This window comes from Streptomyces sp. NPDC014889 (assembly GCF_043081205.1).
In the GTDB taxonomy this organism is placed as follows: domain Bacteria; phylum Actinomycetota; class Actinomycetes; order Streptomycetales; family Streptomycetaceae; genus Streptomyces.
Window position 1 is genome coordinate 67,833 of record NZ_JBIBWH010000007.1, and the last position, 23,031, is coordinate 90,863.

20 protein-coding genes and 2 pseudogenes are annotated in these 23,031 nt (G+C 73.5%); 11 read left to right on the forward strand and 11 right to left on the reverse strand.

Features of this window, described 5'->3' with window-relative positions:
• Nucleotides 1–330 precede the first annotated feature (330 nt).
• From ACF09J_RS15290 to ACF09J_RS15305, 4 genes and pseudogenes are all read right to left on the reverse strand, one after another.
• Nucleotides 331–1,314 (reverse strand): annotated as a pseudogene (locus tag ACF09J_RS15290) (glycosyltransferase family 2 protein); the annotation flags it as partial.
• The gene (locus ACF09J_RS15295; protein ID WP_392305901.1) at nucleotides 1,311–2,141 is read right to left on the reverse strand and encodes a glycosyltransferase family 2 protein; all 831 of its coding nucleotides are present in this window, start codon (nucleotides 2,139–2,141) and stop codon (nucleotides 1,311–1,313) included. The gene ACF09J_RS15295 and the pseudogene ACF09J_RS15290, both read right to left, overlap by 4 nt.
• A 394-nt stretch (nucleotides 2,142–2,535) precedes the next feature.
• A complete protein-coding gene (locus ACF09J_RS15300; RefSeq protein WP_392305902.1) occupies nucleotides 2,536–3,630 on the reverse strand; it encodes a GNAT family N-acetyltransferase in 1,095 nt (364 codons plus the stop codon).
• Between the two features lies 1 nt (nucleotide 3,631).
• On the reverse strand, nucleotides 3,632–3,955 hold the full coding sequence (locus ACF09J_RS15305) for a hypothetical protein (protein ID WP_392305903.1): 324 nt from the start codon (nucleotides 3,953–3,955) through the stop codon (nucleotides 3,632–3,634).
• Between the two features lie 362 nt (nucleotides 3,956–4,317).
• Here ACF09J_RS15305 and ACF09J_RS15310 point away from each other — a divergent pair, with 362 nt between their 5' ends.
• Nucleotides 4,318–5,127, forward strand: a complete 810-nt coding sequence (locus ACF09J_RS15310; RefSeq protein ID WP_392305904.1) for an SGNH/GDSL hydrolase family protein — start codon at nucleotides 4,318–4,320, stop codon at nucleotides 5,125–5,127.
• Between the two features lie 109 nt (nucleotides 5,128–5,236).
• Here the strand turns inward: ACF09J_RS15310 and ACF09J_RS15315 are convergent, their stop codons facing one another.
• The 3 genes from ACF09J_RS15315 to ACF09J_RS15325 all read right to left on the reverse strand — a co-directional run bounded on the left by ACF09J_RS15315 (nucleotide 5,237) and on the right by ACF09J_RS15325 (nucleotide 10,025).
• The gene (locus ACF09J_RS15315) at nucleotides 5,237–6,730 is read right to left on the reverse strand and encodes a nickel transporter (protein ID WP_392305905.1); all 1,494 of its coding nucleotides are present in this window, start codon (nucleotides 6,728–6,730) and stop codon (nucleotides 5,237–5,239) included.
• Nucleotides 6,727–8,337, reverse strand: a complete 1,611-nt coding sequence (locus ACF09J_RS15320) for a tetratricopeptide repeat protein (RefSeq protein ID WP_392305906.1) — start codon at nucleotides 8,335–8,337, stop codon at nucleotides 6,727–6,729. Before ACF09J_RS15320 ends, ACF09J_RS15315 begins: the two co-directional genes overlap by 4 nt.
• Nucleotides 8,338–8,465: 128 nt before the next feature.
• Nucleotides 8,466–10,025, reverse strand: a complete 1,560-nt coding sequence (locus ACF09J_RS15325) for a DUF4331 domain-containing protein (protein ID WP_392305907.1) — start codon at nucleotides 10,023–10,025, stop codon at nucleotides 8,466–8,468.
• 209 nt (nucleotides 10,026–10,234) lie between these two features.
• Here ACF09J_RS15325 and ACF09J_RS15330 point away from each other — a divergent pair, with 209 nt between their 5' ends.
• From ACF09J_RS15330 to ACF09J_RS15340, 3 genes are all read left to right on the forward strand, one after another.
• Complete coding sequence (locus tag ACF09J_RS15330; protein ID WP_392305908.1) at nucleotides 10,235–10,777, forward strand: sigma-70 family RNA polymerase sigma factor; 543 nt, start codon at nucleotides 10,235–10,237, stop codon at nucleotides 10,775–10,777.
• The gene (locus ACF09J_RS15335; protein ID WP_392305909.1) at nucleotides 10,774–11,589 is read left to right on the forward strand and encodes an anti-sigma factor domain-containing protein; all 816 of its coding nucleotides are present in this window, start codon (nucleotides 10,774–10,776) and stop codon (nucleotides 11,587–11,589) included. The genes ACF09J_RS15330 and ACF09J_RS15335 overlap by 4 nt, the downstream gene beginning before the upstream one ends.
• A 115-nt stretch (nucleotides 11,590–11,704) precedes the next feature.
• On the forward strand, nucleotides 11,705–11,971 hold the full coding sequence (locus ACF09J_RS15340; protein WP_390828021.1) for a hypothetical protein: 267 nt from the start codon (nucleotides 11,705–11,707) through the stop codon (nucleotides 11,969–11,971).
• Between the two features lie 42 nt (nucleotides 11,972–12,013).
• Here the strand turns inward: ACF09J_RS15340 and ACF09J_RS15345 are convergent.
• The 4 genes and pseudogenes from ACF09J_RS15345 to hmgA all read right to left on the reverse strand — a co-directional run.
• A pseudogene (locus ACF09J_RS15345) lies at nucleotides 12,014–12,292 on the reverse strand (CoA transferase); the annotation flags it as partial.
• Between the two features lie 187 nt (nucleotides 12,293–12,479).
• The gene (locus tag ACF09J_RS15350) at nucleotides 12,480–13,652 is read right to left on the reverse strand and encodes a type ISP restriction/modification enzyme (RefSeq protein ID WP_392305910.1); all 1,173 of its coding nucleotides are present in this window, start codon (nucleotides 13,650–13,652) and stop codon (nucleotides 12,480–12,482) included.
• A 26-nt stretch (nucleotides 13,653–13,678) separates the two neighbouring features.
• Entirely contained in the window at nucleotides 13,679–14,428 is a 750-nt protein-coding gene (locus ACF09J_RS15355; protein ID WP_392305911.1) for a GntR family transcriptional regulator, read from the reverse strand.
• A 27-nt stretch (nucleotides 14,429–14,455) separates the two neighbouring features.
• A complete protein-coding gene (gene hmgA / locus ACF09J_RS15360) occupies nucleotides 14,456–15,772 on the reverse strand; it encodes a homogentisate 1,2-dioxygenase (RefSeq protein ID WP_392305912.1) in 1,317 nt (438 codons plus the stop codon).
• 142 nt (nucleotides 15,773–15,914) lie between these two features.
• On the opposite strand from hmgA, the gene ACF09J_RS15365 reads away from it, so the two are divergent.
• The 7 genes from ACF09J_RS15365 (at nucleotide 15,915) to ACF09J_RS15395 (ending at nucleotide 23,024) form a co-directional block, all read left to right on the forward strand.
• Entirely contained in the window at nucleotides 15,915–16,457 is a 543-nt protein-coding gene (locus tag ACF09J_RS15365) for a hypothetical protein (protein ID WP_392305913.1), read from the forward strand.
• A 42-nt stretch (nucleotides 16,458–16,499) separates the two neighbouring features.
• The gene (locus ACF09J_RS15370; RefSeq protein WP_392305914.1) at nucleotides 16,500–17,168 is read left to right on the forward strand and encodes a TetR family transcriptional regulator; all 669 of its coding nucleotides are present in this window, start codon (nucleotides 16,500–16,502) and stop codon (nucleotides 17,166–17,168) included.
• A 167-nt stretch (nucleotides 17,169–17,335) separates the two neighbouring features.
• Complete coding sequence (locus ACF09J_RS15375) at nucleotides 17,336–18,001, forward strand: hypothetical protein (RefSeq protein ID WP_392305915.1); 666 nt, start codon at nucleotides 17,336–17,338, stop codon at nucleotides 17,999–18,001.
• Nucleotides 17,988–18,803, forward strand: a complete 816-nt coding sequence (locus ACF09J_RS15380; RefSeq protein WP_392305916.1) for a class F sortase — start codon at nucleotides 17,988–17,990, stop codon at nucleotides 18,801–18,803. Before ACF09J_RS15375 ends, ACF09J_RS15380 begins: the two co-directional genes overlap by 14 nt.
• 224 nt (nucleotides 18,804–19,027) lie before the next feature.
• Nucleotides 19,028–20,401, forward strand: coding sequence for an ABC transporter ATP-binding protein (locus tag ACF09J_RS15385; RefSeq protein WP_392305917.1), 1,374 nt, complete (start codon nucleotides 19,028–19,030; stop codon nucleotides 20,399–20,401).
• Nucleotides 20,402–20,538: 137 nt separating this feature from the next.
• On the forward strand, nucleotides 20,539–21,927 hold the full coding sequence (locus ACF09J_RS15390; RefSeq protein ID WP_392305918.1) for an aldehyde dehydrogenase family protein: 1,389 nt from the start codon (nucleotides 20,539–20,541) through the stop codon (nucleotides 21,925–21,927).
• Between the two features lie 14 nt (nucleotides 21,928–21,941).
• Nucleotides 21,942–23,024, forward strand: a complete 1,083-nt coding sequence (locus tag ACF09J_RS15395) for a Zn-dependent alcohol dehydrogenase (protein ID WP_392305919.1) — start codon at nucleotides 21,942–21,944, stop codon at nucleotides 23,022–23,024.
• Nucleotides 23,025–23,031 lie beyond the last annotated feature (7 nt).

A 23,031-nucleotide genomic window follows, 5' to 3' on the forward strand; every position in this document is an offset into this window, starting at 1 on the left:
CGCGGTCCGCCCGCCGGGCGGGGTCTGTGCGGTCTGTTCGCCTGGCGGCGGCTGTGTGGTCATCCCGCTGGGCGGGGCCTGCCCGGCCCCTCCGCCTGGCGGCGGCTGCGTTGTCGTCACGCTCGGCGGGGTCTGCGCGGGCCCTTCGCCCGGCGGTGCCTGCGGGGTTGCCCCGCTCGGCGTGGTCGGCACGGCCCTGTCGTCAGGCGGCGTCCGAGCGGTCCTTCCCCCCGGTTCGCTCGACGGGGTCCGTGCGGCACTTCCGCTGGACGGGTCCTGCGCGGTCGTCCCGCCGGATGGGTCCTGCGTGGTCCTTCCGCCCGGTGGGGTCCCCTCGATGCCGGCCGCCGCGAACGTCGTACCCCTCCGCCGGGCCCTCACGCTGCCGACGGCGTAGCCGCCCGCGGCGGTGAGTACGCCGGCGACGATCGCGCCGGCGCGGCCCGCGGCGCCCGGGCGGGCCAGCAGGGCGTCGCGCAGCCCGCGGGCCAGCCCGGCGGGCAGCACCCGGGTGGTGTAACGGCGCTCGGACTCCAGGCCCTTCCGCGCGCCGACGCTCCGCGCGACCAGTGCCTTCGACAGGCCCTCGGCGTAGACGCGGGTGCGGAAGTAGCGGAAGTGCTCGCGCGCCCCGGGCACCCGGTGGTGGATGACCGCCCGGTCGTCGATCAGGAGGACCGCGTCCGGCCGGGCCCGGGTGAGCCGGATGCACAGCTCCGTCTCCTCGCAGCCCAGCGGCCGCTTGTCGCCGTCGCGGCCGATACCGGTGGCGAAGCCGCCCGCCGCGTCGAACGCCGTACGCCTGAAGGAGGCGTTGCCGCCGAGCACGTTGCGCACCCGGACCCGGCCCGGCGGCAGGCCGCGGTAGGTGCAGCCCACCACCCAGTCGAACTCCTCCGGGAACCAGGCCGGCCGGCGGCCCGACGCCCAGACCGGTACCGTCCGGCCGCCCACGGCCATGACCCGTGGGTCCGCGTACCCCTCGGCGAAGTGCCGCAGCCAGTCACGCTCGGCCACGGCGTCGTCGTCGAGGAAGGCGACGACCTCGCCGCGGGAGGCGGCGATGCCGGTGTTGCGGCCGGCGGACAGGCCGCGCGGACCCGCGTTGGCGAGCACCCGCACCTCCCCGCCGGCCTGCTCCTGCGCGTACTCCTTGGCCAGCCTCTCCAGCAGTACCGGGTTGTGGTCCACCACCAGGAGGGTCTCCAGGGCGGGCCGGGACTGCGCCCGCACCGAGGAGACCGCCGCGAGGATGTCCTCCCAGCGGTCCTCGGTGTAGACGCAGATCACGACGGAGATGCCGAGACTGCTCAAGACGCCTCTCCCCGCACCGCGTCGAGCATCGGTGACCGGCGCACATGGCGAGCCTGGCGGCGCAGTTCGCGCCGGTTCGAGCGCTCCTCGAGGATCACCTTCAGCACCCGCAGCCCGTCCCGCACGGCACGCAGATTGCTGACGCCGTGGATGCGGAGGTACTCGTGGCTGGGGATCTCCTGCACCTTCAGTCCGGCCTTGACCACTCTGATGTTCATCAGCGTCTCGACCTCGAAGCCGGTGCAGTCCAGCTCGATCTTGTCCAGGCAGTGCCGCCAGAACGCGTTGTACCCGTAGCACAGGTCGGTGTACCGGGCGCCGAACTTCCGGTTGACCACGGCGCACAGGGCCCGGTTGCCGAGCTTGCGGATGAACGTCATGTCGTCGGTGCCGCCGCCGTTGGCGAACCGGGACCCCTTGGCGAAGTCCGCACCCGAGACCAGGGCGGAGACGTAGGAGACGATCTCGCCGCCGTCGGCCGAGCCGTCCGCGTCGACCATCACGATGATGTCGCCGGTGCACTCCTCGAAGCCGGTGATCAGGGCATCCCCCTTGCCCTTGCCGCGCTGCCCGACGACCTTCACCTCGGGCCACAGTTCCCTGGCCACTTCGACGGTGCCGTCGGTGGAGTTGCCGTCCACGAGAACCACTTCGTGGATCCAGTCCGGAAGCGTCTTGAAGACGTAGGGCAGATTCTCCGCCTCGTTCATGGCCGGGATCACCACGCTCACCGGCGGAGTGATGGCCAGATGCGAGGAGATGGGCCGGTATTCCGCGGCGAGCGTCGGATCCTCCTCCGACGAAGGCGAGCGCAGAACGGAGCTCATGAGTCGTGTTCCCTCTCGTCCGGCGGACCGCCCGCCCCTCGGGCGGCCCGGCTGTGTGTCCGGTTCGAAAGGGGGGTTGATCACCCGTGGCGCGCCGCAGAGGCTCTTTCGGGCACGCCGGGTGAGCTGGCAAAGCTGTCCGGCCTGCCACAAGAACGGCAGCCGGTCGCGCGGCACGGCTCGGTCACACCTGCGGTCACCGAGCACGGCACCCCCCTACCGCGCTCCGCGCCGGAACGTCCCGGCCCCTGAGCCCTCCCCTTGAGCCGCTTGCAGACGGTCCGATGCGGGTGAGATGTACGACGGTATTGATGATTGGACCAGTATGGCAAGACCTGGACCGAGGTCTCACGTTTTTGTTGGTTTTGTCGTCACGCGACCCTGTGCGTCCTGTTCATCGCCTGGAGCGGATGTGTCCCATGCGTTTGAGGACCCGGTCCGCGGGCTCGAACAACTCCGGCCGCGACAGCACCGCGTTGCGCAGCGCCCGGACCGGGGCGCGGCGCGCCCGGTGTCCGACCGCCACCGGGTGACGACGCGTCACCCACCCTTCGGACACGCTGAGTTCGCGTGTCTTCAGGGAGTCCTTGTACTCCTTCTGGCCCCGGCCGAGATCCAGGTACGCGATGCCGTCGGCGGCGGCCGCCTCGGCCATGCGCAGATGCAGGATCAGTCCCGGGGAGAACTTCGCGTACGCCGGGTCGTAGGCCGGGAACCAGCAGGCCAGCACCCGTTCGGTGCGCAGTCCGAAGTGGGCGGCGACCGGCCGGCCGTCCGCGTACAGCACCGAAAGGATCCCCGCGAAGGGGTCGGAGCGGGTGTGGAACAACTGCGTGACCAGTCGGCTGATCCACTCGTGCGCGAAGCGGTCGCTGCGCCCGGTCCGCCGGTACTGGGCGGACTTCCAGACCATCAGCCGGCGCAGGGCGGCGGGGTCGCGCTCGTCGTGGACGTAGCGCACCGGGCCCGCGTCGCGGCCCAGCTTTCGCTCCTTGGCGAGGGTGGTCCGGGTGAACTTCGGTGAGCGAGCCCGCAGTTCGCTCAGATAGGTGTCGTATCCCTGGTCGACGTCCATGACCGGGGACGGGAAGCTGCCGGAGGCTCCCGCCTCGAACGGCTCCTGGCCCGCCACCAGGTGGTCGAACTCCCAGACGGCCAGCGAGCAGTCCCGCAGCAGCTCACGGGCGTCCCAGGTGAAGCCGGGTCGGTGCACCAGGCCCTGGCAGTCGGAGACGCCGAGTCCGACGGCCCGGCCGACGCCGGTGGCCGATCTCTGGAACGGGAAGAACGCGGCGGGCTCGCCGTCCTCGCGGACCACCGCGATCCGCACCCCGCGTCTGCACCGGCCCACCGCGAGCACGAACTCGGGGGACAGGAAGGGGTTCGCCAGCTCCTCCGCGCCGTGCAGATGAGCCTTGGACTGCATCGCGGTCCACGCCGCCCGGTCGGCGGCGGTCAGCTCGCCGGGGCGGTACACGCTGATGTCCACGTCAGGAGCCCTGTCTTCTCGCCGTACGGCCGCGCCTTCGCCGCACCAGAACCAGCAGGAGAACGAGGGAGCAGAACGCGGTGACGGCCAGCAGCCCGCCGCCGACGGACCACCGGTGCACGGCCAGCATCCCCTGAGCGACCAGCATGTCGAGGGCGACCGCGCCCGCCACCGAGACGAGGGCGCGGCCGAAAGGATCCAGCCCGCGCAGCGCGGCGGCGATGGCCGCGGCCGGCGCCGCGAGCAGGAAGAACAGCGTCAGCGGGCCGCGCAGAGGTGAGCCGGAGCCGGTGAGCGCGAGCAGCGCGCCGATCCCCCCGGCCACCGTCGCGGCACCCGCGAACAGCGGTGACAGGTCCCTCCCCGGCCCTGGCCGTGCCCGCTGTGTGCCCGGTGTTGCAACTGACTTGATGCGTATGGTCTGCATTGGCGACTTTGCCCCCCGAAGCGCCGGATGCCGGGCTTCAATGTCGCGCAGCCCCGCTGCCCCGTCAAGATGCGGAGGCGGCCGTACGGGTTCACGCGCGCCCGTGCGCCCCTCTCGGGCGTCCGGTTCCTTACCTCCCAACCCCCTTGTGTCACAACGGATTTCGTTGATCGTTGGAAAGTTTTGGCATGGACACTTCCGCGTCAACACGCGTAGCTGCTACCACAGTTACGGCAGAGATCCTGCTAAAGGGAGGTTCCATGAGACGAAGTTCCCGAATTTCCGCCTATGTCGGCTCCCTCCTCCTGGCCATCGGCCTCGCCCTCACCGGGGCGACGACGGCGCAGGCATCCCAACTGGCGGCGAACGGGCCGTATGTGGCCCTCGGCGACTCCTACTCCTCCGGGGTGGGCGCCGGCAGCTACATCAGCTCCAGCGGCAGTTGCAACCGCAGCACCAACGCGTACCCCTACCTGTGGAACGCGGCCCACTCCCCGTCCTCGTTCTCCTTCAACGCCTGCTCGGGCGCCAGGACCGACGACGTACTGGCCAACCAACTCGGCTCGCTCAACTCCGCCACCGCCCTCGTCTCGATCACCATCGGCGGCAACGACGCCGGGTTCTCCGACGTCATGACGACCTGTGTGCTCCAGTCCGACAACGACTGCATTTCGCGCATCAACACCGCCAGGGCGTACATCGACTCGACGCTGCCCGGCAAGCTGAACAACCTCTACTCGACGATCAGCGCCAAGGCCCCCAACGCGCGCGTGGTCGTCATCGGCTACCCCCGCTTCTACCTGCTCGGGCAGCTCTGCCTCGGTCTCAGCGAGGCCAAGCGCTCCGCCATCAACGGCGCCGCCGACTACATCGACGCCGCCATCTCCAAGATCGCCGCGAACCACGGCTTCGCCTTCGGCGACGTCCGCGCCAGCTTCACCGGCCACGAGATCTGCTCCGGCAGCTCCTGGCTGCACAGCGTCAACTGGCTCAGCATCGGCGACTCCTACCACCCGACGGCGGCCGGCCACTCCGGCGGCTACCTCCCGGTGTTCACCAAGGCGGCCTGACCCTCCGTCACCACCCAGGCCTTCTTCGCGGCCCGAAGCGGAGACCCGCGCCCGCCGGGGTCTCCGCTCCGGGCCGATCCGCTTCCGGGGCGATCCGGGTGGCGGTGGATCAGCTGAGCGCCGCCACCGCCCCCTTGAGCATCAGCCCGGCTCCCAGAGCGACGACCACGCAGGCCGACCCGAGCGGCGCGGTCCTGCGCACCAGGGCCGCCGCCGGGCCCGCGGCCCAGCGGGGACGCCCGTCCAGCAGCCGGTTCATCCCGCTGCCCAGCCTGACCACGGCGAACCCGGCCGCCGTGAGGGTCAGGGCGAGCCCGACGCCGTACGCCACCACGAGCAGCAGCCCGAACCAGGCCTGCCCCAGCGCCGCCGCGCCCACCAGGACCACCACGGCGGACGGACTGGGCACGAGCCCGCCGGCGAACCCCAGGAGCAGGGTGCCGCGGAGGGTGGGGACGGCGGGGTGGGTGTGGGTGTGGCCGCCGTGGGTGTGTTCGAGGCCGGGAGTGTGGTCGTGATCGTGACTGTGCCCGTGTCCGTTCCCGTGTGCGTGACTGTGACCGTGCCCGTGGTCGCGGTGGTGCCAGGCGCGGCGTACGAGGGCGGCGCCGCCCAGGGTGACCAGGACGCCGCTCGCGATGCCCAGCCAGGCGATCACCGAGGGCGCGGCCGCGGAGCCGGCGGCGACCAGCAGCCCGAGGGCGACCACGCCGAGGGTGTGGGTGACGGTCACCGAGGCGGCCAGCGGCAGGACGTCCCGCAGGCGGGCCCGGCCGCCGCGTGCCGCCGCCACCGCCGCCATCACGGTCTTGCCGTGGCCCGGTGCCAGGGCGTGCAGGGCGCCGAGCCCGACCGCGACGGCCAGGGCGAGGACGGCGAAGCCGAGGGTGAGGTCGTGCCGGGCGACCAGGTCGTCGAGGGCCCGCGTCCAGCGGTCGGCGCCGCGGGGCAGCACCGAGGCGGCGGGCGCGTCGCGCCGGTCGTCGGCGAGCGCGGGGCCGCCCGGCCGCACCCGCAGGGACGCGGCGGAGGTGTCGGCGGGAGAGGACAGCAACCGCTCCGGATAGCGGGTCAGTTCACGGGACACGGAGATCGCCGGCACATCGGACGCGGTGAGCGTCATCCGGTCGCCGCGCGCCGTGATCTCCCGCCAGCCGGGCCCGGACGCCGCCTCCGGGCCGCGGAAGCCGACGGCGGCGGCGTCCTCGGGCAGCGGCGCGCTCAGCCCGCACTCCACCCGGAGGGTGTCGAGCCCCGCCTGGCCGGGGCGCACGCGCGCGTGGCTGCTGTGCGCGGTGAGCGCGACCGTGCGCCCGTCGACGGTTACGGCGCTGTCCCGTGCGGCCTTCTCGCACCGCTGCCGGGCCCACCCGGCCAGGCCGGTCCGCTCGATGTCCGGCTTGGCCTGGGTCGCCGGGATCTCGGCGAGGTCCTCGACGTGGTCCACGCGGAGCGCGCCGGGGGAGACGACCAGTCCGTCGTAGCGGTTGACGGTGAAGTTCCCGAGCGGGTGGGCGCTCGCGCCGCCGGCCGGGACGAGGACGAGCGCGCAGGCCGCGGTGAGGGTGGCCGCAGCGGCGCGGAGCGTACGGAGGTGCTTCACCGGCCCGCCTCCAGGGACTTCAGGGCCGTACGTGCCGCACGGGCGGCCGGCGGGGAGAAGCCGGGGTTCAGCCGCAGGGCGGCGGTCAGGTGGGTGCGGGCGGCGCCGGCGTGGCCGGTGGCGCGCTCGATCATGCCCCGGTGGTAGAGGAAGGCGGCGTTGCGGTAGCCGGTGGCCGTGGCCTGCCGGGTGAGGGGGAGGGCTTCCTGGGCGTGGCCGTTCAGGTACAGCGCCCAGGCGAGCGCGTCGGCGGTGTGCACGGTGTGCCGGCGGGCCCACTCGGCACGGGCCGCGCGCAGCGCCGCCCGGGCGTCGCCGTGGTCGGCCGCCGCGAGCGCGGTGTCGAGGTCGGCGTTGACACCGCCCGCGCGGGCGAGCGCGATCCAGGCGTCGACGAGGGCGTACTGGTTCTCCGCCTTCGCCCGGTCGCCGGTGGCGGCGCGGGTCTCGTAGAGCTCCCCGAGTTCGACGAGCGGCCCCGGCAGCGGGTAACGGGAGACGACGTCCTCCAGGTCCTTGACGGCGCCGGCGCGGTCACCGCTCGCCGCCCGGGCGCGGGCGCGGCCCTCCAGGGCGGGCAGGTAGCCGTCGTCGGCGGCCAGGGCCCGGGCGTAGCGGCTGAGGGCCTCCTTGTACTCGCCCTGGTTCCAGGCGAGTTGGCCGAGCTGGGTGGCGACGTAGGCGATGTCGCCACGGGAGGTGGCGGAGGCGAGCGCCTGTTCGAGGACGCGGCGGGCGGTGGTGACGTCGCCGCGCAGTTCGCGCAGGTAGGCGTAGCGCGTGAAGACCGGCACTCCCGGACGCCGGGCGTCGGCGGTGTCGGCGGCCCGGGACGCCTCGTCGTACCGGCCGAGTTCGACGAGGGCGTCGATGCGGGAGCACAGGGCGCGCTCGCTGTAGGGGTTCTGCTTCAGGGCCCGGTCCGCGTAGGCCAGGGCGCCGGCGAAGTCGTGCCGGGCGGCGGCGAGGGCTGCGCGGCCGGCGAGGGCCTGCTCGTTCCCGGGCGCCGGCTTCAGTGACCGCGCCAGCGCCTTCTCGGCCTGCGGGTACCGCGAGGGGTCGCCCTTGGTCCGCGCCTCCTCGACGAGGGCGAGCCCGAGGGCGGCCCATCCGCCGTGGTCCTTCGGCTGCGCCCGCAGATGCGCCTGAAGCGACGTGACGTCGGCGCCTTGACGTCCGCCGGCGAGCGGATCCGGCGCCGCGGGGCCGGTCACCCTGCGGCCGTCCCGCACCGCCCCCACGGCCAGCGCGCTCCCGGTCATGACCACGGCCAGCAGCACCACCATCCCGGCCATCGGCACCCACCGCCGCCGACGCCCCACCCTGGCGCCCCGCCCATCCGGGGACACCGGAGCTGCGGCGTCGTTGTCGCCGGGGCCGTCGGCCCCGCGTTCCGCCGGGGTGGCGGGGGTGCCGTCCTGCGGGTCCTCGGCCCCGCGTTCCGCAGGGGACGTGGGGGTGTCCTCGTGCGGGTGTTCGCGGTGGCCGCCTCCCCCCGGTGGGGTGGCCGGGGTGCGGTCGTGCTCGGGGGTTTCGGGTTCCGGGGGCGGCGTGGGGCCCGTGGCGTGTTCGTGGTTCGGTGGGGTGGGGTCGTCGCGCCGGGCCATGCCCTCTCCTTGGTCGCCTGGGTGCTTCGGGCCGTACCGCACGTACGGCCGTGGTCGCGTGGGTGGCGCGGCCCGCGTCGTGGGGGATGGGTGGAAACGCGGACCGCGCCGGTCGGTGGGGGCGTGGGTCAGTACGGGCGCTGCGCGCGGCGGCGCCACCAGGACAGGCCCGTGCCGATCAGCAGGACCCCGGCCGCTCCCGCGGCGGCCGAGCCGGCCATCAGCATCGTGTCGCCGGAGTCGCCCGCCGGCCGCAGCGCGCCGCCCAGCCCGCTGCGCACCTCAGCGTTCGAACTCGCCGCGGCCCGTGCCTGCGAGCCGGACGCCGGCTCGGCCACGTACGGGAAGGAGTTCTCGAACTCCTGGTCGTTCGCGTCGACCCCGTCGCTCAGGTCGTTCTTCGCGCCGAGCAGCGCTCCCTCCATCACCAGGAGCGCGGCGTCGACCACGTCGTCGGTGAGCCGGCGGCCGTTCGGGAAGCCCGCGATGTCGCCGTCGAGGACGCCAAGACGCTTCGGGTGCGGGCTCGGCGCGATCGAGGTGTTCAGCCGGAGCTGCTCCGAAGGCCGCACGTACGGCGGCTGGTTGAGGTCCTTCACGCCCTTGAGGAACACCTCCACGAGATCGTCGCGCGGCTCCGCGGGCGCCTTGATGTCGTAGATCTGCTCGATGAGCTTGGGCAGTTCGGGATGGGTGACGTTCCCCAGGAACTGCGCGTCGCCGTCCGGCGAGGACGCGTTGAACGTGTCCTTGTCCTTCTGCGGGTTGACGACCTCGTTGACGAGCGGGTTGCCCAGCCGCGAGACCTGGGTGAAGCCGCCGTGGGCGTTCCTGCGCTGCGTGGTCGACCAGACGCCCACGACGGGCTGCCCGGCCGACTCGCGGATCAGGTCGTTCGGCACCTGGAGGGCGATCGTGTTGACGTTGTATCCCGCGAGCGTGTCGTTGCCGACCTCGGAGAGGTCCCCGCCGTACAGCAGGTCGAAGACGCGCAGGTCCGCGAAGAACGGGTCGTCGGCCTGCCCGGCGAACGTCACCGCACCGCCCGCCGTGCTGTGGACGGCCTGCCTGCGCAGTGCGCCGTAGTCCGGCATCGACGCCTTGCCGACGTTCGACGGCGCCACCGGCACACCGTCCGCCAGCCGTGTCGAGGACACCTCCTTCTGGTGGCGCAGCTTGATCAGGTCGACGTCGTACGTCTGGGTCACGTTCAGGTTCGGGTCGTCCAGGCTGTGCACCGGACCCGTGTTGTAGAGGAACGTGTTCTTGTTCTTGACATGGGTCCGGAACGTGTACCGGAAGACCAGGTCGCTCCGCGCGTCACCGTCGCTGTCGATGTGCAGGTCGTACTGGGCGTCGTCCGCGAACGTGTAGAAGTTCGGGCCCCCGGCCGGCTCCTCGAACGGTATCCAGTTCGCCACGATGGTCGTCGTGCCGGGCTTGTCCGGGCTGACGAACGCGTACAGGTCCGTGTTGTCGTACTGCGGGGTGCCCGAGACGAGCGGCGCCTCCCGGTGGCTGGAGGCGGCGGCCCGCCCGGGTTCGAGCACGGCCGTGCCGGCGGCCGCGAGACTCCCGGCGGCCAGCGCGCCGCAGAGGAGAGAGGCGAGGCCTCTGCGTCCCTCCCCGGGAGCCGAACGCCTGGAGGCGCCCCCGCCGCGCCTGGAGAGACTGGAGAAACTTGTCATGCCGATCCGTCCTCAGTGCCGACTTGCCTGTCGCACGGGGATTCGGAGACCGGGCCGGTGCGGATCGGTCCTTCGCCGGATTTCTTTTCTCCCCGCCCGACCCGCGTTTTCGGCCCGCCGATCCGTACCTCATCGAAGGGGCGCGCACGCGGCGCGCCCCGCGTGCGCGAGGACGCGGCCCACGGCGGCCGGCGGAGGGGGGACGGCGAGTGGAGGCGGACGAGCTACTGGTGCTCGTGGCGGGGGGCGACCACAAGGCGTTCGAGGAGCTGTACGGGCTGGTGTCCGGGCCCATCTACGGGCTGGTGCGGCGCGTGGTGCGCGACCCGGCCCAGTCCGAGGAGGTCGCCCAGGAGGTGCTGCTCGAACTGTGGCGCTCCGCCCCGAGGTTCGACCCCGGGCGGGGCAGCGCCCTGTCCTGGGTGCTCACCCTCGCCCACCGCCGCGCCGTCGACCGGGTGCGCAGCGCCCGCGCCGCGGGCGAGCGGGAGCGGCGCGAGGCCGCGCGCGCCGCCTCGCCCGCCTTCGACCATGTCGCCGAGGAGGTCGAGGCCGGCCTGGAACGCGAGTGGGTACGGCGCTGCCTGGACCGCCTCACCGCCCTGCAACGCCAGTCCGTCACCCTGGCCTACTACGACGGCTATACGTACCGTGAAGTGGCCGAGCGGCTGTCCCTGCCGCTGGGCACGGTCAAGACGCGGATGCGCGACGGGCTCATCCGGCTGCGCGAGTGCCTGGGATGTGCCGCATGAGCCTGCTCGACCGCCTGCTGCGCCGCGAGGACCCGCACTCCCTCGCCGCGCCCTATGCCCTCGACGCCCTGGAACCCGCCGAACGGGTCCGCTTCGAGAAGCACCTGAGGAACTGCCCCGCCTGCGCCGCCCAGGTGCGGGCCCTGGCCGAGGACGCGGTGCGGCTGGCCCGGTCCACCGCCGTACCGGCGCCCGCCGCGCTGCGCGAGCGGGTGCTGACCGCGATACGGGACATTCCTCAGGATCCCGCGCCGGCGCGGGAGCAGCACACACCCCAACTGCCCCCGCACGTCTGGGGCAACCGGCCACCGCCCGCGCGCACCCGTGCGCCCCGGCCGCGCCCCCTGTTCGTCCCGTTCGCCACCGTGACCGCCGCCGCGGCTCTCGTCGTCGCCGCGCTCTTCGCCGTCGAGGCGAACCGGACCCAGGACGAGCTGGCGGTCCAGCGGGAGCGGGCGCGTGAGATCGACCACGTTCTCGCCGCCCCGGACACACGGGCCGCCACCAGCCGGGACGCGCGGGGCCGCAGTATCGGAGTGATCGCTTCCGCCTCCCGGGGGCGGGCCGTGGTGACCCTGGGCGGGTACGCGGATCCGCCCAGTGGCCGGGTACGCCAGCTGTGGCTCATGCGCCCCGGCGCACCACCGCGCTCCCTCGGCCTGTTCGCGGATGACGCGCCCCTGGTCGTCGCGGGTCTCACCCGGTCGGCTACATCACTCGCCGTGACCGTCGAACCCGACGGGGGGTCGCCTCAGCCCACTACGCAACCAATGGTGCAACTCGCCTTGAAATCTGTCGGATTCGGAGAGTAATCGTCAACACCCCTCCAGGGAAGGTGAATCCTGGCACCGCGATACACGAGTGCCCGGGCGGGGCGATAGGGTTACTCTGCCCGGGCCGGGTGGACTCGTACGGGTGGGGAGTGACATGGAGCAGATAACAGTGCGCAGCAGGGCCAGGGTCCCTGCGATCACCTGCGGGAGCAGCGCGACCAGCTCGCGTCTCGACCGCCATCTGTCGGTGCTGGCCGGCCCCGCCGTGCCGCAGCGGGAGACGGTCGAGGCGACGTCGCTGATGCGCGAGCTGACCGCGCGTGGTCCCCACGACCGCACGGGCAGGCGCGCCCGGGTCCACCGCGTGTCGCTGTTCGCACCGCTGCGCCGGCTGCGCCGTTCGCTGTTCGGCGCCCGCTGAGTCCCGGCCGGCCACACCCCGGCCCGCTCGCCTGACCCGCGCTCAGACCACCACACCGTCCCGGCGCAGCCGCCACGATCTCGCCGTCCGTCATTCCCACGGCACGCGGCAGCGCCCTGGTGTGCCGTCCGAGCGCGGGCACACGTCCCCCGTGCTCGGCCCGGTCCCGCCCGGCAGCGTGATCGGTGGCAGCAGCGCCCTGAGCGGCCCGGCCTGCGTCCCCACCTCCCACCACCGCTCCCGGGCCGCCAGTTGAGGATGTCCCGCGAGCTCGTGCACGTCTCTCAGCCGCGCGCAGGCGATGCCCGTGCCCTCCAATCGGCCGGGGCGCGGGCCCGCTTGCCCGCATTCCGATGCCTCCTGTCAGCCCGCTCCGCGGGTGTGGCGCCGGACGGCCAGGGGGACGCACAGGGCCATCAGGAGCCCGCACCAGGCGAGCGATCCCGCCCGGCCCGCCGGCACGGTTCCGGTTCTGGACGGATTCGCTCCGCGTGGCTGAGGCAGCCCCTCAGAGCAGGGCGAACTGACCCTCCGGACCCTCCTCGCGGTGATCGAGGACCGAGGCCGGCCGGCGGGCCGTGGCCGGTACCGGCAGGATTCCCGCGGCGCGCAGGTCGGTCGCGGTGATCGGGGCGGTCACCTCCAACGACTCGCGGCCCGGCCGCAGTTCCGCCAGCAGGGCGAGGACCGTGATCAGCTCGAGCAGCTCGGACGTCCAGGCCTGCGGCCAGGTCGCCGGTCGCACGGCCGCGAGGGTGCCCGGCTCGCCCCGAGCGGTCCGCGCGGCGAACCACTGCTCCAGGACCCGCTCCGAGCCGGCCTCGAAGTCCCAGGCCTGCGGCGGAACGGGGGAGATGCGGCCCTCGTCGAGGTACAGGGTCTCCTCGTCGCGGTCGTAGCGCGGGGCCGGCGGGCGTGCGGGCAGTGGGGCGCGGACGTAGGGGCGGCGCCCGCCGGGCAGCTTGGGGCGCTCGCCGTCGCGGCGCATCAGCCACAGCGTTCGGCGGCCCAGCTCCACCCCGGCCGACCACGCCTCGGCGTCCCCGGTGAGCGGGACCACCGGGCCGTCCGGACCGGGGCGCGCCGCCGCGAGTGTCCAGGCGAGGACGTCCTCCGGGGCGGGGCGGTGCCCGAGGCGGGCGGCGAGGTGGTCCAGCAGGCCGGGCGCCAGGTTCGGCTCCGCCGCCGCCGGGCGGCGGTACAGGGGCCGGATCCGGCCGGTGCGCAGGACGGGCAGCAGGGACGTCGCCAGCAGGGGCGGTCCGGCGCCGGGCGCGGCGGCCGTCTCCGCCACGAAGACCTGCCGGGCGTCCGCCACCCGCCACAACTCGGGGCGGGCCGCGTCGATCAGGCGGTGGTCGGGGATCAGCCACTGCTCGTCGAACGGCGCCACGAGCACACGGACCGGCTCCGGACAGGGACCGGAGGCGCGGATCAGCCTCTCGGTGCCGCCGGTACGTCCCGGCAGCTGCCCGACGGCCGTGTACGGCGTGCGCGACCGCGTCGGCTCGAACAGGGCCTCCCGGTCGGGGCCCTCGGCCTTCAGCAGGGCCTCCCAACGGGCCTTGAGAGAGCCCGCGTCGGGGGCCACCGGCCAGCCCCGGCCCAGCCGCGGCGGTGCGACGGACCACGGCATGAGGTCGGCCAGCGGCGGAGCGTCGTCGTGCGTCACGCCGGGCATCGTACGACCTGACCCGGGCGGCCGGGTCAGGTGGCGTCGAGGCTGACCGTGAAGGAGAAACGGTCCCCCCGGTAGTGGATCACCGCCACGTCCAGCGGCCGCCCCGCAGTGTCGTAGGTGATCCCCGTGTAGTGCAGGATCGGGCTGAGCAGCGGGACGCGCAGCAGCCGGGCCGTCTCCGGATCGGCCAGCCGGGCCTCGACGGTGTCCGTGATCCGGCTGATGTCCGCGCCCACCACGTCCCGCAGCACCTTGGTCATCGGCCATCGCACCAGATCCTCCGGCGCCATCCGGCGGGCCAGCTCCGGACGGACGTAGTTGCGGGCGTGGTTGGTCGGCTCACCGGTCTTCTCGTCGCCGCGCAGCCGGTGATAGGCCGCCACGTCGTCCAGATCGGGGAAGAACTCGGCGAGTTCGGCGGGCACCGCCTCCGTGCCGTGGGCCAGCAGCTCCGTGGTCATACCGGACTGCTGGGCCACGATGGCGTCCACCGAGCCCAGCAGCCGCACCGGGGCGCCCCGCCGGGCACCGGGCTCGATGAACGTGCCGCGCCGCCGGTGCCGGCTGATCAGCCCCTCGTCCTCCAGCTCCTTCAGCGCCTGCCGCATGGTCAGCACGCTCACCCCGTAGTGCCCCGCCAGCTGTTCCTCGGTGGGCAGGCGCAGCGGATCCTGGGGCGAACGGCCGAGGATCGAGGCGCGCAGCGACTGCGACACCTGGTACCACAGCGGCAACTTGCGGTTGAGGACGATCGAATCCGGAGCGAAGGAGGTCACGGGTCATCCGTACCGGTAGGTAATCGATCAGGGCAAGGGGCGGAAGTTCCGCTCCAGCCCCTGCCACACGTCGTCGTACCGCCGCTGAAGGTGCCCGGCCCCGGCCGCGTGCGGCGTGAGCGTCAGCGGCCAGCGCGTCTCGAACATGAACGCCAGCCCGTCGTCCACCTTCTGCGGCTTCAGCTCCGCCGCGCTCGCCCTGTCGAAGGTCTCCCGGTCCGGACCGTGCGCCGACATCATGTTGTGCAGCGAGCCGCCGCCCGGCACGAAACCCTCCGCCTTGGCGTCGTAGGCGCCCTCGATCAGGCCCATGTACTCGCTCATCACGTTCCGGTGGAAGTACGGCGGCCGGAAGGTGTCCTCGCCGACCAGCCAGCGCGGCGCGAAGACGACGAAGTCCACGCCGGCCAGGCCCGGGGTGTCGGAGGGCGAGGTCAGCACCGTGAAGATCGACGGGTCCGGGTGGTCGTACGAGATCGTGCCGATCACATTGAAGCGGCGCAGGTCGTAGACGTACGGCACGAGATTGCCGTGCCAGGCCACCACGTCGAGCGGGGAGTGGTCGTAGGTGGCGGTCCACAGGTTGCCGCAGAACTTGTTCACCACCTCCACCGGGCCCTCGGTGTCCTCGTGGGCGGCGACCGGCGCGCGGAAGTCCCGTGCGTTCGCGAGCCCGTTGGCGCCGATGGGGCCGAGGTCGGGGAGGCGGAACGGGGCGCCGTAGTTCTCGCAGACGTAGCCGCGGGCGGTGGCGTCGAGCAGCTCCACCCGGAAGCGCACCCCGCGCGGGATGAGCGCCACCTCCCCCGGCTCGGCGTGCAGCAGCCCGAACTCGGTGCGCAGCAGCAGCCCGCCGCGCTCCGGCACGATCAGCAGCTCGCCGTCCGCGTCGCTGAAGACGCGCTCCATCGAGGAGTCGGCGTGGTACAGGTGCACGGCCACGCCGGTGCGCTGCGTGGCGTCGCCGTTGCCGCCCAGGGTCCACAGGCCGGCGAGGAAGTCCGTGCCGCGGGCGGGCTCGGGCAGCGGGTTCCAGCGCAGCCGGTTCGGGTCGGGCACCGTCTCGGTGAACGGCGCCGTGCGGATGGTGCCGTTACCGGTCCGGGTGAACGCCGGATGCGCGGCCGACGGGCGGATCCGGTACAGCCACGAGCGGCGGTTGTGCGCCCTGGGCTCGGTGAACGCCGTACCGCTGAGCTGCTCCGCGTACAGCCCGAGCGGGGCGCGCTGCGGGGAGTTGCGGCCGTCGGGCAGGGCGCCCGGAACCGCCTCGGAACTGTGCTCGTTGCCGAACCCGGAGAGATAGGTCAGTTTCTCGGCGGCCTTGCGTGCGTCCCCGCTCATGATCGCTCCCTTGCAACCTGATTCCTATGGAACACCGTAGGATTGCGTTTTCCGGGACGCAAGACCCCCTACTCCGGGCGGAGGCCGGAACCCGACTTCCGGTGGATCCGGCGGGCCCGGCCGCTGCTCTACGCTCCCCGTCATGTCGTCGTGGACGCGGGGGTCACTCGCTGCGCTCGCGGCCTCGGCCCTGCTCTTCGCCGGGCCGGCGGGCTGTGGACAGAAGGTCGAGCACGGGCAGGGGGACGAGAAGCCGGCCGTGCCCGTGGGCAAGCTTCTCGACCACACGGACGAGGAGGGCCGGCGTTACCGCGAGGTGGACCGGAAGAGCGCTCCCGAGGTCCGTGTCGAGGTGCGGCCGGAGGCCGGCGGCGACTGGGACGTACGGCTGGCCGTGCGCCGCTTCCGCTTCTCCCCGGCCGGCACGGCGGCCCGGGCGACGGCCGGGCGCGGACACGCCCGACTGCTCGTGGACGGCAGGCTCGTCGTCAGCCTGCGGACCACGGAGTACCGCCTCTCCGGCGGGCTCGTCCCGCACGGCACCCATCACGTCACCGTCCGCCTCCACGCCGACGACGGCACCGTCTGGGCGGTGGCCGGCAAGCCGGTCCAGAGCACGGCCGACATCACGGCCGCGCCGCAGGACCAGCACGGGTCGTCCCTGACCCTGCCCTCGAAGTCCTAGGGGGTGCGGCGCCCTAGGGGGTGCGGCCAGGGACGGCCCGGGATGCCGGGAGGCGCGCTTCACCCGCTCGCCGGGGGAAGGCATGATGAAGCCGTGTCCCACCCCACCCCCCTCCGCCGCGCGCCCGTGCAGCGGCGCAGTGCCGAACGGCTGACCAGGATCCTGGACGCCTGCGCCGACCTCCTCGACGAGGTCGGCTACGACGCGCTGACCACGCGGGCCGTCGCGGCGCGCGCCGGTGTGCCCATCGGCTCGGTCTACCGGTTCTTCGGCAACAAGCGGGCGATGGCCGACGCGCTCGCCCGGCGCAACCTCGACCGGTACACCGAGCGCGTCACCGAGCGGCTGAGGAAGGCGAGGAAGACGGGGAACGGCGGATGGCGTGCCGCCATGGACACCGTTCTCGACGAGTACCTGGCCATGAAGCGGACCGCCCCCGGGTTCTCCCTCGTCGACTTCGGCAACCAGATCCCGGTCGGCGTCCGCCACGCCGAACCCAACCACCGCGTCGCCGACCGGCTCACCGACCTCCTCTCCGGCTACCTGGGCCGCCCGCCGGACGACGACCTGCGCCGCGCCTTCCTGATCGCCGTCGAGACCGCCGACACCCTGGTCCAACTCGCCTTCCGTGTCGACGCGCAGGGCGACGAGCGGATCATCGAGGAGATGCGCCGGATGCTGCGCGCCTACCTGGCGCGGGTGCTGGACTGAGCCCCGTTCCCCGGCTGCCGTGAGGCCCCCGCGGGAAACGGTTGGGCCGGCCGGGGGATCCCTGACGGCGCGTCGGGTGCGGGTCGCCGCGTGACGCGAGCGCATGTGAAAGACAGTCAGATGAAAGAGCGATTTGTATGAAAATCGTCTGACTCGGAGGAACACGCATGCCCACCCTGACAATCCCACGCACCTTCGGCTCCCGCGCCGTCGCCGTCGGTCTGACGGCCCTGACCGCGGCCGGTGCCACGTGGCTGGCGGCGCCGTCCGCCATGGCCCAGGGGGAGGCCGGCGACATCAAGATCCATCGGGTGGGCGTGCCCTTCGGCGTCTCGAAGGACGACCCCGTGGTCTGCCGGTTCTACCTGGACGCCGTCAACTTCGACGTCCTGCCCAGCATCGCCTACACCATCCAGCCGCAGCCGCCGCTGCCCAACAGCGCCACCGTCACCGGCACCATCCCGCTGGCTGCCGGCGCCGGCCACACCGACCCGCTGGGGCTCGCCGACGGTCAGTACAAGATCGTCTGGACCATCGCCGGCACCCCCAAGGAGAAGATCTTCCGCGTCAACTGCCATGCGGACGGCGGCAGGCAGGGCGCACTCGGTCCGGGCGGCCGGATCGAGGACCCGGGCCGCGGCCACGAGGTGCCGGGCGCGGGCCGCGACGACCGCGGCGGCCCGCGGGGCGGAGTCCACGCGGGCGGCGGCGGCCTCGCCTCCTCGGTCGCGGCCTACTCGCCGGTGACCGGGGCCGCGGCCGTCGGGCTGGTCGTGGTCAGCGGAGTCGTGTACACGCGGCTCGTCCGCCGGCGCCCGCATGGCGCCGCGTAGGCGCAGACGCAGGCCCTGGTACCGGACCCGCGCCTACCGCCTGGCCAGGACGACCGTGCTCGCGGTCGTCCTGGTCACGGCCGGGAACCGGTGCGGCGGACAGCACGACGCCACCGCGCCGGAGCGAGCCGCCGGGCCCGGCGCCCTGGCCCCGGCCCGCCCGGGTCCTTCCGGCGCGGACGGCGACGCGGCGAACGGCGGCGGGGCGGACCGCGGCAGGGCGGACGGCGGCGGCCCGGAGCGCGGCGGTTCCGGCGCGGACGGCTCGAACGGCGACGGCCCCGCCCGCGGGAAGTCCGCCTCGCCGCGGCCCGGCGCCTCCTCCTCGCGCCCGCCCGCGCCGCTGCCCCGGTCACCCGCGACCACCCTGCGCATTCCCTCCCTCGGCGTCGACGCGCCGATCATCCGGATCGGCCTCGACGGCGACCGGGAGCTCCAGACGCCACCGGTCGACAAGCCCAAGCTCGTCGGCTGGTACGACGGCGGCCCCACACCCGGGGAGCCCGGCACGGCGGTCGCGGTCGGGCACCGCGACACCAGGACCGGCGCCGCCGTCTTCGCCGCGCTCGGCGAACTCGGTCCGGGCCACCGCATCGAGGTCCGGCGCCAGGACGGCCGCACCGCCGTCTACACCGTCGACAAGGTCAAGGTCTTCGACAAGGCCCGCTTCCCGGACAAGGAGGTGTACGGCACGGCCCGCCGCTCCGAACTCCGCGTGATCACCTGCGGCGGCCTCTACACCCACAGAGCCGGCTACTCCAGCAACGTCGTCGTCTTCGCCCACCTGACCTCGACGACCTGACCCCGCGCGGCGCGGCGGGCGGGTGGCCCACGACAGGCTGCCCGCCCTTGAACATGATCGTCCGCTTTCTCGTCCGGCGGACGGCGGCGTCCGATCCTGCCCGGTCTCTTCCCCCGGGCGCGCACCGTCCGTTAACTTCCGTGACTCATACGCCCCGTACGACCCGCACGAGGCGTTCGACCCGCGGAGCCTCAGTGCTCTGGTGAGTCCCGGGGGAATGCCTCATGACACGCGCCATCTCTCTGCACGACGTGAGCAAGTCCTACGCCAAGGGCGTCCGCGTGGTGGACCGCCTCTCGCTCGACATCGCGCCCGGCGAGTTCCTGGTGCTGCTCGGGCCGTCCGGCTGCGGGAAGTCCACCGTGCTCAGGATGATCGCCGGACTGGAGGAGATCACCGAGGGCCAGCTCCTGCTCGACGGCGAGTACGGCAACGAACTGCCGCCCTCCGGCCGGGACATGGCGATGGTCTTCCAGAACTTCGCGCTCTACCCGAACATGACCGGCCGCGACAACATCGGCTTCCCGCTGCGCATCGAGTCGCCCGGCACCGACCCCCGCGGCCGTGTCGACGCCACCGCCCGGATGCTGGGCATCGAGGACCTCCTCGACCGCTTCCCCAGCCAGCTCTCCGGCGGCGAACGCCAGCGCGTCGCCATGGGCCGCGCGATCTCCCGGCATCCCTCCGCCTTCCTGATGGACGAGCCGCTGTCCAACCTCGACGCCAAGCTCCGCAACCACCTGCGCGCCGAGATATCCAAGCTGACCAGGGAGCTGGGCGTCACCACGGTCTACGTCACCCACGACCAGTCCGAGGCGATGTCCCTGGGCGACCGGGTCGCCGTCCTGCGCGGCGGCGTCCTGCAGCAGGTGGACACCCCGCGCGCGGTGTACGCGCTGCCCCGCAACGTCTTCGTCGCCGCCTTCATCGGCACCCCGCGCATCAACCTGCTGCGCGGCCTGATCCGCGCCCCGCTCGACGGCGCCATGACCATCAGCCTGGGCAAGCAGTTCCTGCGCCTGCCCGAACCCCTGTCCCTGGACCACCAGTTGCTGCGTGTGCAGCAGGGCCGCGAGGTGATCGTGGGGCTGCGCTCGGAGGCCGTCCGGATCGCCCCCAAGTTCTCGGCCTCGTCCCGGCGGCCGGGAGGCTCCACGCTCGCCGCCAGGCCCGGGGAGGTGGCGATCACCGGGCTGGTGGAGCACATGGAGTTCCAGGGCCACGAGGTCCTCGTCCACTTCAACACCGGCTCCCGCCCGGCTGTCGTACCGGACCTGGAGGCGCCGCGCCCCACCCGGCGCCCGACCCGGCGGCGCCGGCGCGAGGGGACGGTCCTGAACCGGCTGCGGGGGCGGGGCGCCCTGCGCGCGGGCCCCGTGGTGGTGCTCGACCACCCCGCGGGACCCACGCCGGATCCGGTCGCGGCGCCCGAACCGCGCCTGCCCGGCGACCTGGTCGTGCGGACCACACCGGACGTCGAGCTGCGGCACGGCATGCAGGTGCCGCTCCTGGTCGACCTGGCCGGGCTGTTCGTCTTCGACCAGCGCGGCGAGCGCATCTGCCCGGCCCCGGACCGCCTGCCCGACCTGGAGGAGTGAAGCACCCCCGGCGGGGCCGGCCGCGTGAGGGGCGTGCCGCGAGGCGAAGCTACCGGCGCTAGTTTGTGGACTGTCAGCATCCGCGACGGTGTTCACGCGGACGAGACCGACGACGGCCCCCGCCCCGGAGGAGCACGATGAAGGCACACGACGGCATGTACATCGACGGCGCCTGGCGTCCCGCCGCGGGCCGCGACGTCATCGAGGTGGTGAACCCGGCCGACGAGCAGGTGATCGGCACCGTGCCCGCGGGCACCGCCGAGGACGTCGACGCGGCCGTACGCGCGGCCCGCGCCGCCCTACCCGGCTGGTCCGCGACCGCGCCCGCCGAGCGGGCCGCCCGGCTGGCCGCCCTGCGGGACGTGCTGGCGGCCCGCGAGGAGGAGATCGCCGAGACCGTCACCGCCGAACTCGGCTCGCCGCTCGCCTTCTCGCGGACGGTCCACGCGGGCGTGCCGATCGCGGTCGCCGGCTCCTACGCCGAGCTCGCGGCGACGTACGCCTTCGAGGAGAAGACCGGCAACTCCACCGTGTACCACGAGCCGGCCGGCGTGGTCGGCGCGATCACCCCCTGGAACTACCCGCTGCACCAGATCGTCGCCAAGGCCGCCCCCGCGCTGGCCGCCGGCTGCACCGTCGTCCTCAAGCCCGCCGAGGACACCCCGCTCACCGCCCGGCTGTTCGCCCGGGCGGTCCACGAGGCCGGGTTCCCGGCGGGCGTGTTCAACCTGGTCACCGGGGTCGGCCCGGTCGCCGGGCAGGCGCTCGCCGAACACCCGGACGTGCACCTGGTCTCCTTCACCGGCTCCACCGCCGTCGGCCGGCGGATCGGCGCGATCGCGGGCGGCGCGGTCAAGAGGGTCGCCCTGGAACTGGGCGGCAAGTCCGCCAACGTCATCCTGCCCAGCGCCGACGTCGCCAGGGCGGTGAACGTCGGCGTCGCCAACGTCATGTCCAACTCCGGCCAGACGTGCAGCGCCTGGACCCGCATGCTGGTCCACCGCGACCAGTACGAGGAGGCGGTCGGACTGGCCGCGACCGCCGCCGCCAAGTACGGCGAGCGCATCGGCCCCGTGGTGAACGCCGAGCAGCGGGCGCGCGTGCGCGGTTACATCGACAAGGGCGTCGCCGAGGGCGCCCGCCTCGTCGCGGGCGGCACCGAACCCCCGCGTGAACGCGGCTACTTCGTCAGCCCCACGGTCCTCGCCGACGTCACCCCCGGCATGACCGTCGCCCAGGAGGAGATCTTCGGCCCGGTCCTCACCGTCCTCCGCTACGACGACGAGGAGGACGCCCTGCGCATCGCCAACGGCACGGTCTACGGCCTCGCCGGCGCCGTCTGGGCGGGCGACGAGTCGGAGGCGGTGGCCTTCGCCCGCCGCATGGACACCGGCCAGGTCGACATCAACGGCGGCCGCTTCAACCCCCTCGCCCCCTTCGGCGGCTACAAGCAGTCCGGCGTCGGCCGCGAACTCGGCACCCACGGCCTCACCGAATATCTCCAGACCAAGTCCCTCCAGTTCTAAGGGAGTCACGCGCCATGGCCGTACGTGCCGCCGTTCTGCCCGCCGTCGGGTCTTTGCTGGAGGTCATCGGGATCGAGCTGCCGGAGCCCGGGCCCGGCCGGGTCCGGGTGCGGCTCGCTGCCGCCGGTGTCTGCCACTCCGATCTGTCCCTGACCAACGGCACCCTGCGGGTTCCGGTGCCCGCCGTCCTCGGGCACGAGGGCGCGGGGACCGTCGTCGCGGTCGGTGAGGGCGTCACCCAGGTCGCGCCGGGCGACACGGTGGTGCTCAACTGGGCCCCGTCCTGCGGGACATGCCACGCCTGCTCGCTCGGCGAGGTCTGGCTGTGCGCCAACGCGATGAACGGCGCCGCCGACGTCCACGCCCGCACCGCCGACGGCACCGAGCTGCACCCTGGCCTGAACGTGGCCGCCTTCGCCGAGGAGACGGTGGTCGCCGCCTCCTGCGTGCTGCCCCTCCCGGACGGCGTCCCGGTCACCGACGCCGCGCTCCTCGGCTGCGCCGTGCTCACCGGCTACGGCGCCGTCCATCACGCGGCGAAGGTGCGCCCCGGCGAGACGGTCGCGGTGTTCGGCGTCGGCGGAGTCGGCCTCGCCACCCTCCAGGCCGCCCGGATCGCGGGCGCCGAGCGGATCGTCGCCGTGGACGTCTCCCCGGAGAAGGAGGAACTCGCCCGCCGGGCGGGCGCCACGGACTTCCTTCCCGCCACGGCGGACATCCCCCGCGAGATCCGCGCCCTCACCGGGAAACAGGGGGTCGACGCAGCCGTGGAGTGCGTGGGCCGCGCGGTCACCATCCGCGCCGCCTGGGAGTCCACCCGCCGCGGCGGCCGTACGACGGTCGTCGGCATCGGCGGAAAGGACGAGCAGGTCACCTTCAACGCCCTGGAACTCTTCCACTGGGGCCGCACCCTGACCGGCTGCGTCTACGGCAACGCGGACCCGGCCAGGGACCTGCCCGTGCTCGCCGGACACGTCCGCACCGGCCGGCTGGACCTGACCACCCTGGTCACCGACCGGATCTCCCTGGACGACATCCCGGCCGCCTTCGAGAACATGCTGGCCGGCAAGGGCGGCCGGGCGCTGGTGGTGTTCTGAGACCCGC

Bases quoted from the DNA above. Each gene is read 5' to 3' on its own strand.
- ACF09J_RS15335 (WP_392305909.1), top strand. From the start codon at position 10,774: ATGAGCCTGCTCGACCGCCTGCTGCGCCGCGAGGACCCGCACTCCCTC.
- ACF09J_RS15350 (WP_392305910.1), bottom strand. From the start codon at position 13,652: ATGCCCGGCGTGACGCACGACGACGCTCCGCCGCTGGCCGACCTCATG.
- ACF09J_RS15365 (WP_392305913.1), top strand. From the start codon at position 15,915: ATGTCGTCGTGGACGCGGGGGTCACTCGCTGCGCTCGCGGCCTCGGCC.
- ACF09J_RS15380 (WP_392305916.1), top strand. From the start codon at position 17,988: ATGGCGCCGCGTAGGCGCAGACGCAGGCCCTGGTACCGGACCCGCGCC.
- ACF09J_RS15385 (WP_392305917.1), top strand. From the start codon at position 19,028: ATGACACGCGCCATCTCTCTGCACGACGTGAGCAAGTCCTACGCCAAG.
- ACF09J_RS15310 (WP_392305904.1), top strand. From the start codon at position 4,318: ATGAGACGAAGTTCCCGAATTTCCGCCTATGTCGGCTCCCTCCTCCTG.
- ACF09J_RS15395 (WP_392305919.1), top strand. From the start codon at position 21,942: ATGGCCGTACGTGCCGCCGTTCTGCCCGCCGTCGGGTCTTTGCTGGAG.
- hmgA (WP_392305912.1), bottom strand. From the start codon at position 15,772: ATGAGCGGGGACGCACGCAAGGCCGCCGAGAAACTGACCTATCTCTCC.
- ACF09J_RS15295 (WP_392305901.1), bottom strand. From the start codon at position 2,141: ATGAGCTCCGTTCTGCGCTCGCCTTCGTCGGAGGAGGATCCGACGCTC.
- ACF09J_RS15370 (WP_392305914.1), top strand. From the start codon at position 16,500: ATGCCGGGAGGCGCGCTTCACCCGCTCGCCGGGGGAAGGCATGATGAA.
- ACF09J_RS15325 (WP_392305907.1), bottom strand. From the start codon at position 10,025: ATGACAAGTTTCTCCAGTCTCTCCAGGCGCGGCGGGGGCGCCTCCAGG.
- ACF09J_RS15375 (WP_392305915.1), top strand. From the start codon at position 17,336: ATGCCCACCCTGACAATCCCACGCACCTTCGGCTCCCGCGCCGTCGCC.
- ACF09J_RS15390 (WP_392305918.1), top strand. From the start codon at position 20,539: ATGAAGGCACACGACGGCATGTACATCGACGGCGCCTGGCGTCCCGCC.
- ACF09J_RS15320 (WP_392305906.1), bottom strand. From the start codon at position 8,337: ATGGCCCGGCGCGACGACCCCACCCCACCGAACCACGAACACGCCACG.
- ACF09J_RS15340 (WP_390828021.1), top strand. From the start codon at position 11,705: ATGGAGCAGATAACAGTGCGCAGCAGGGCCAGGGTCCCTGCGATCACC.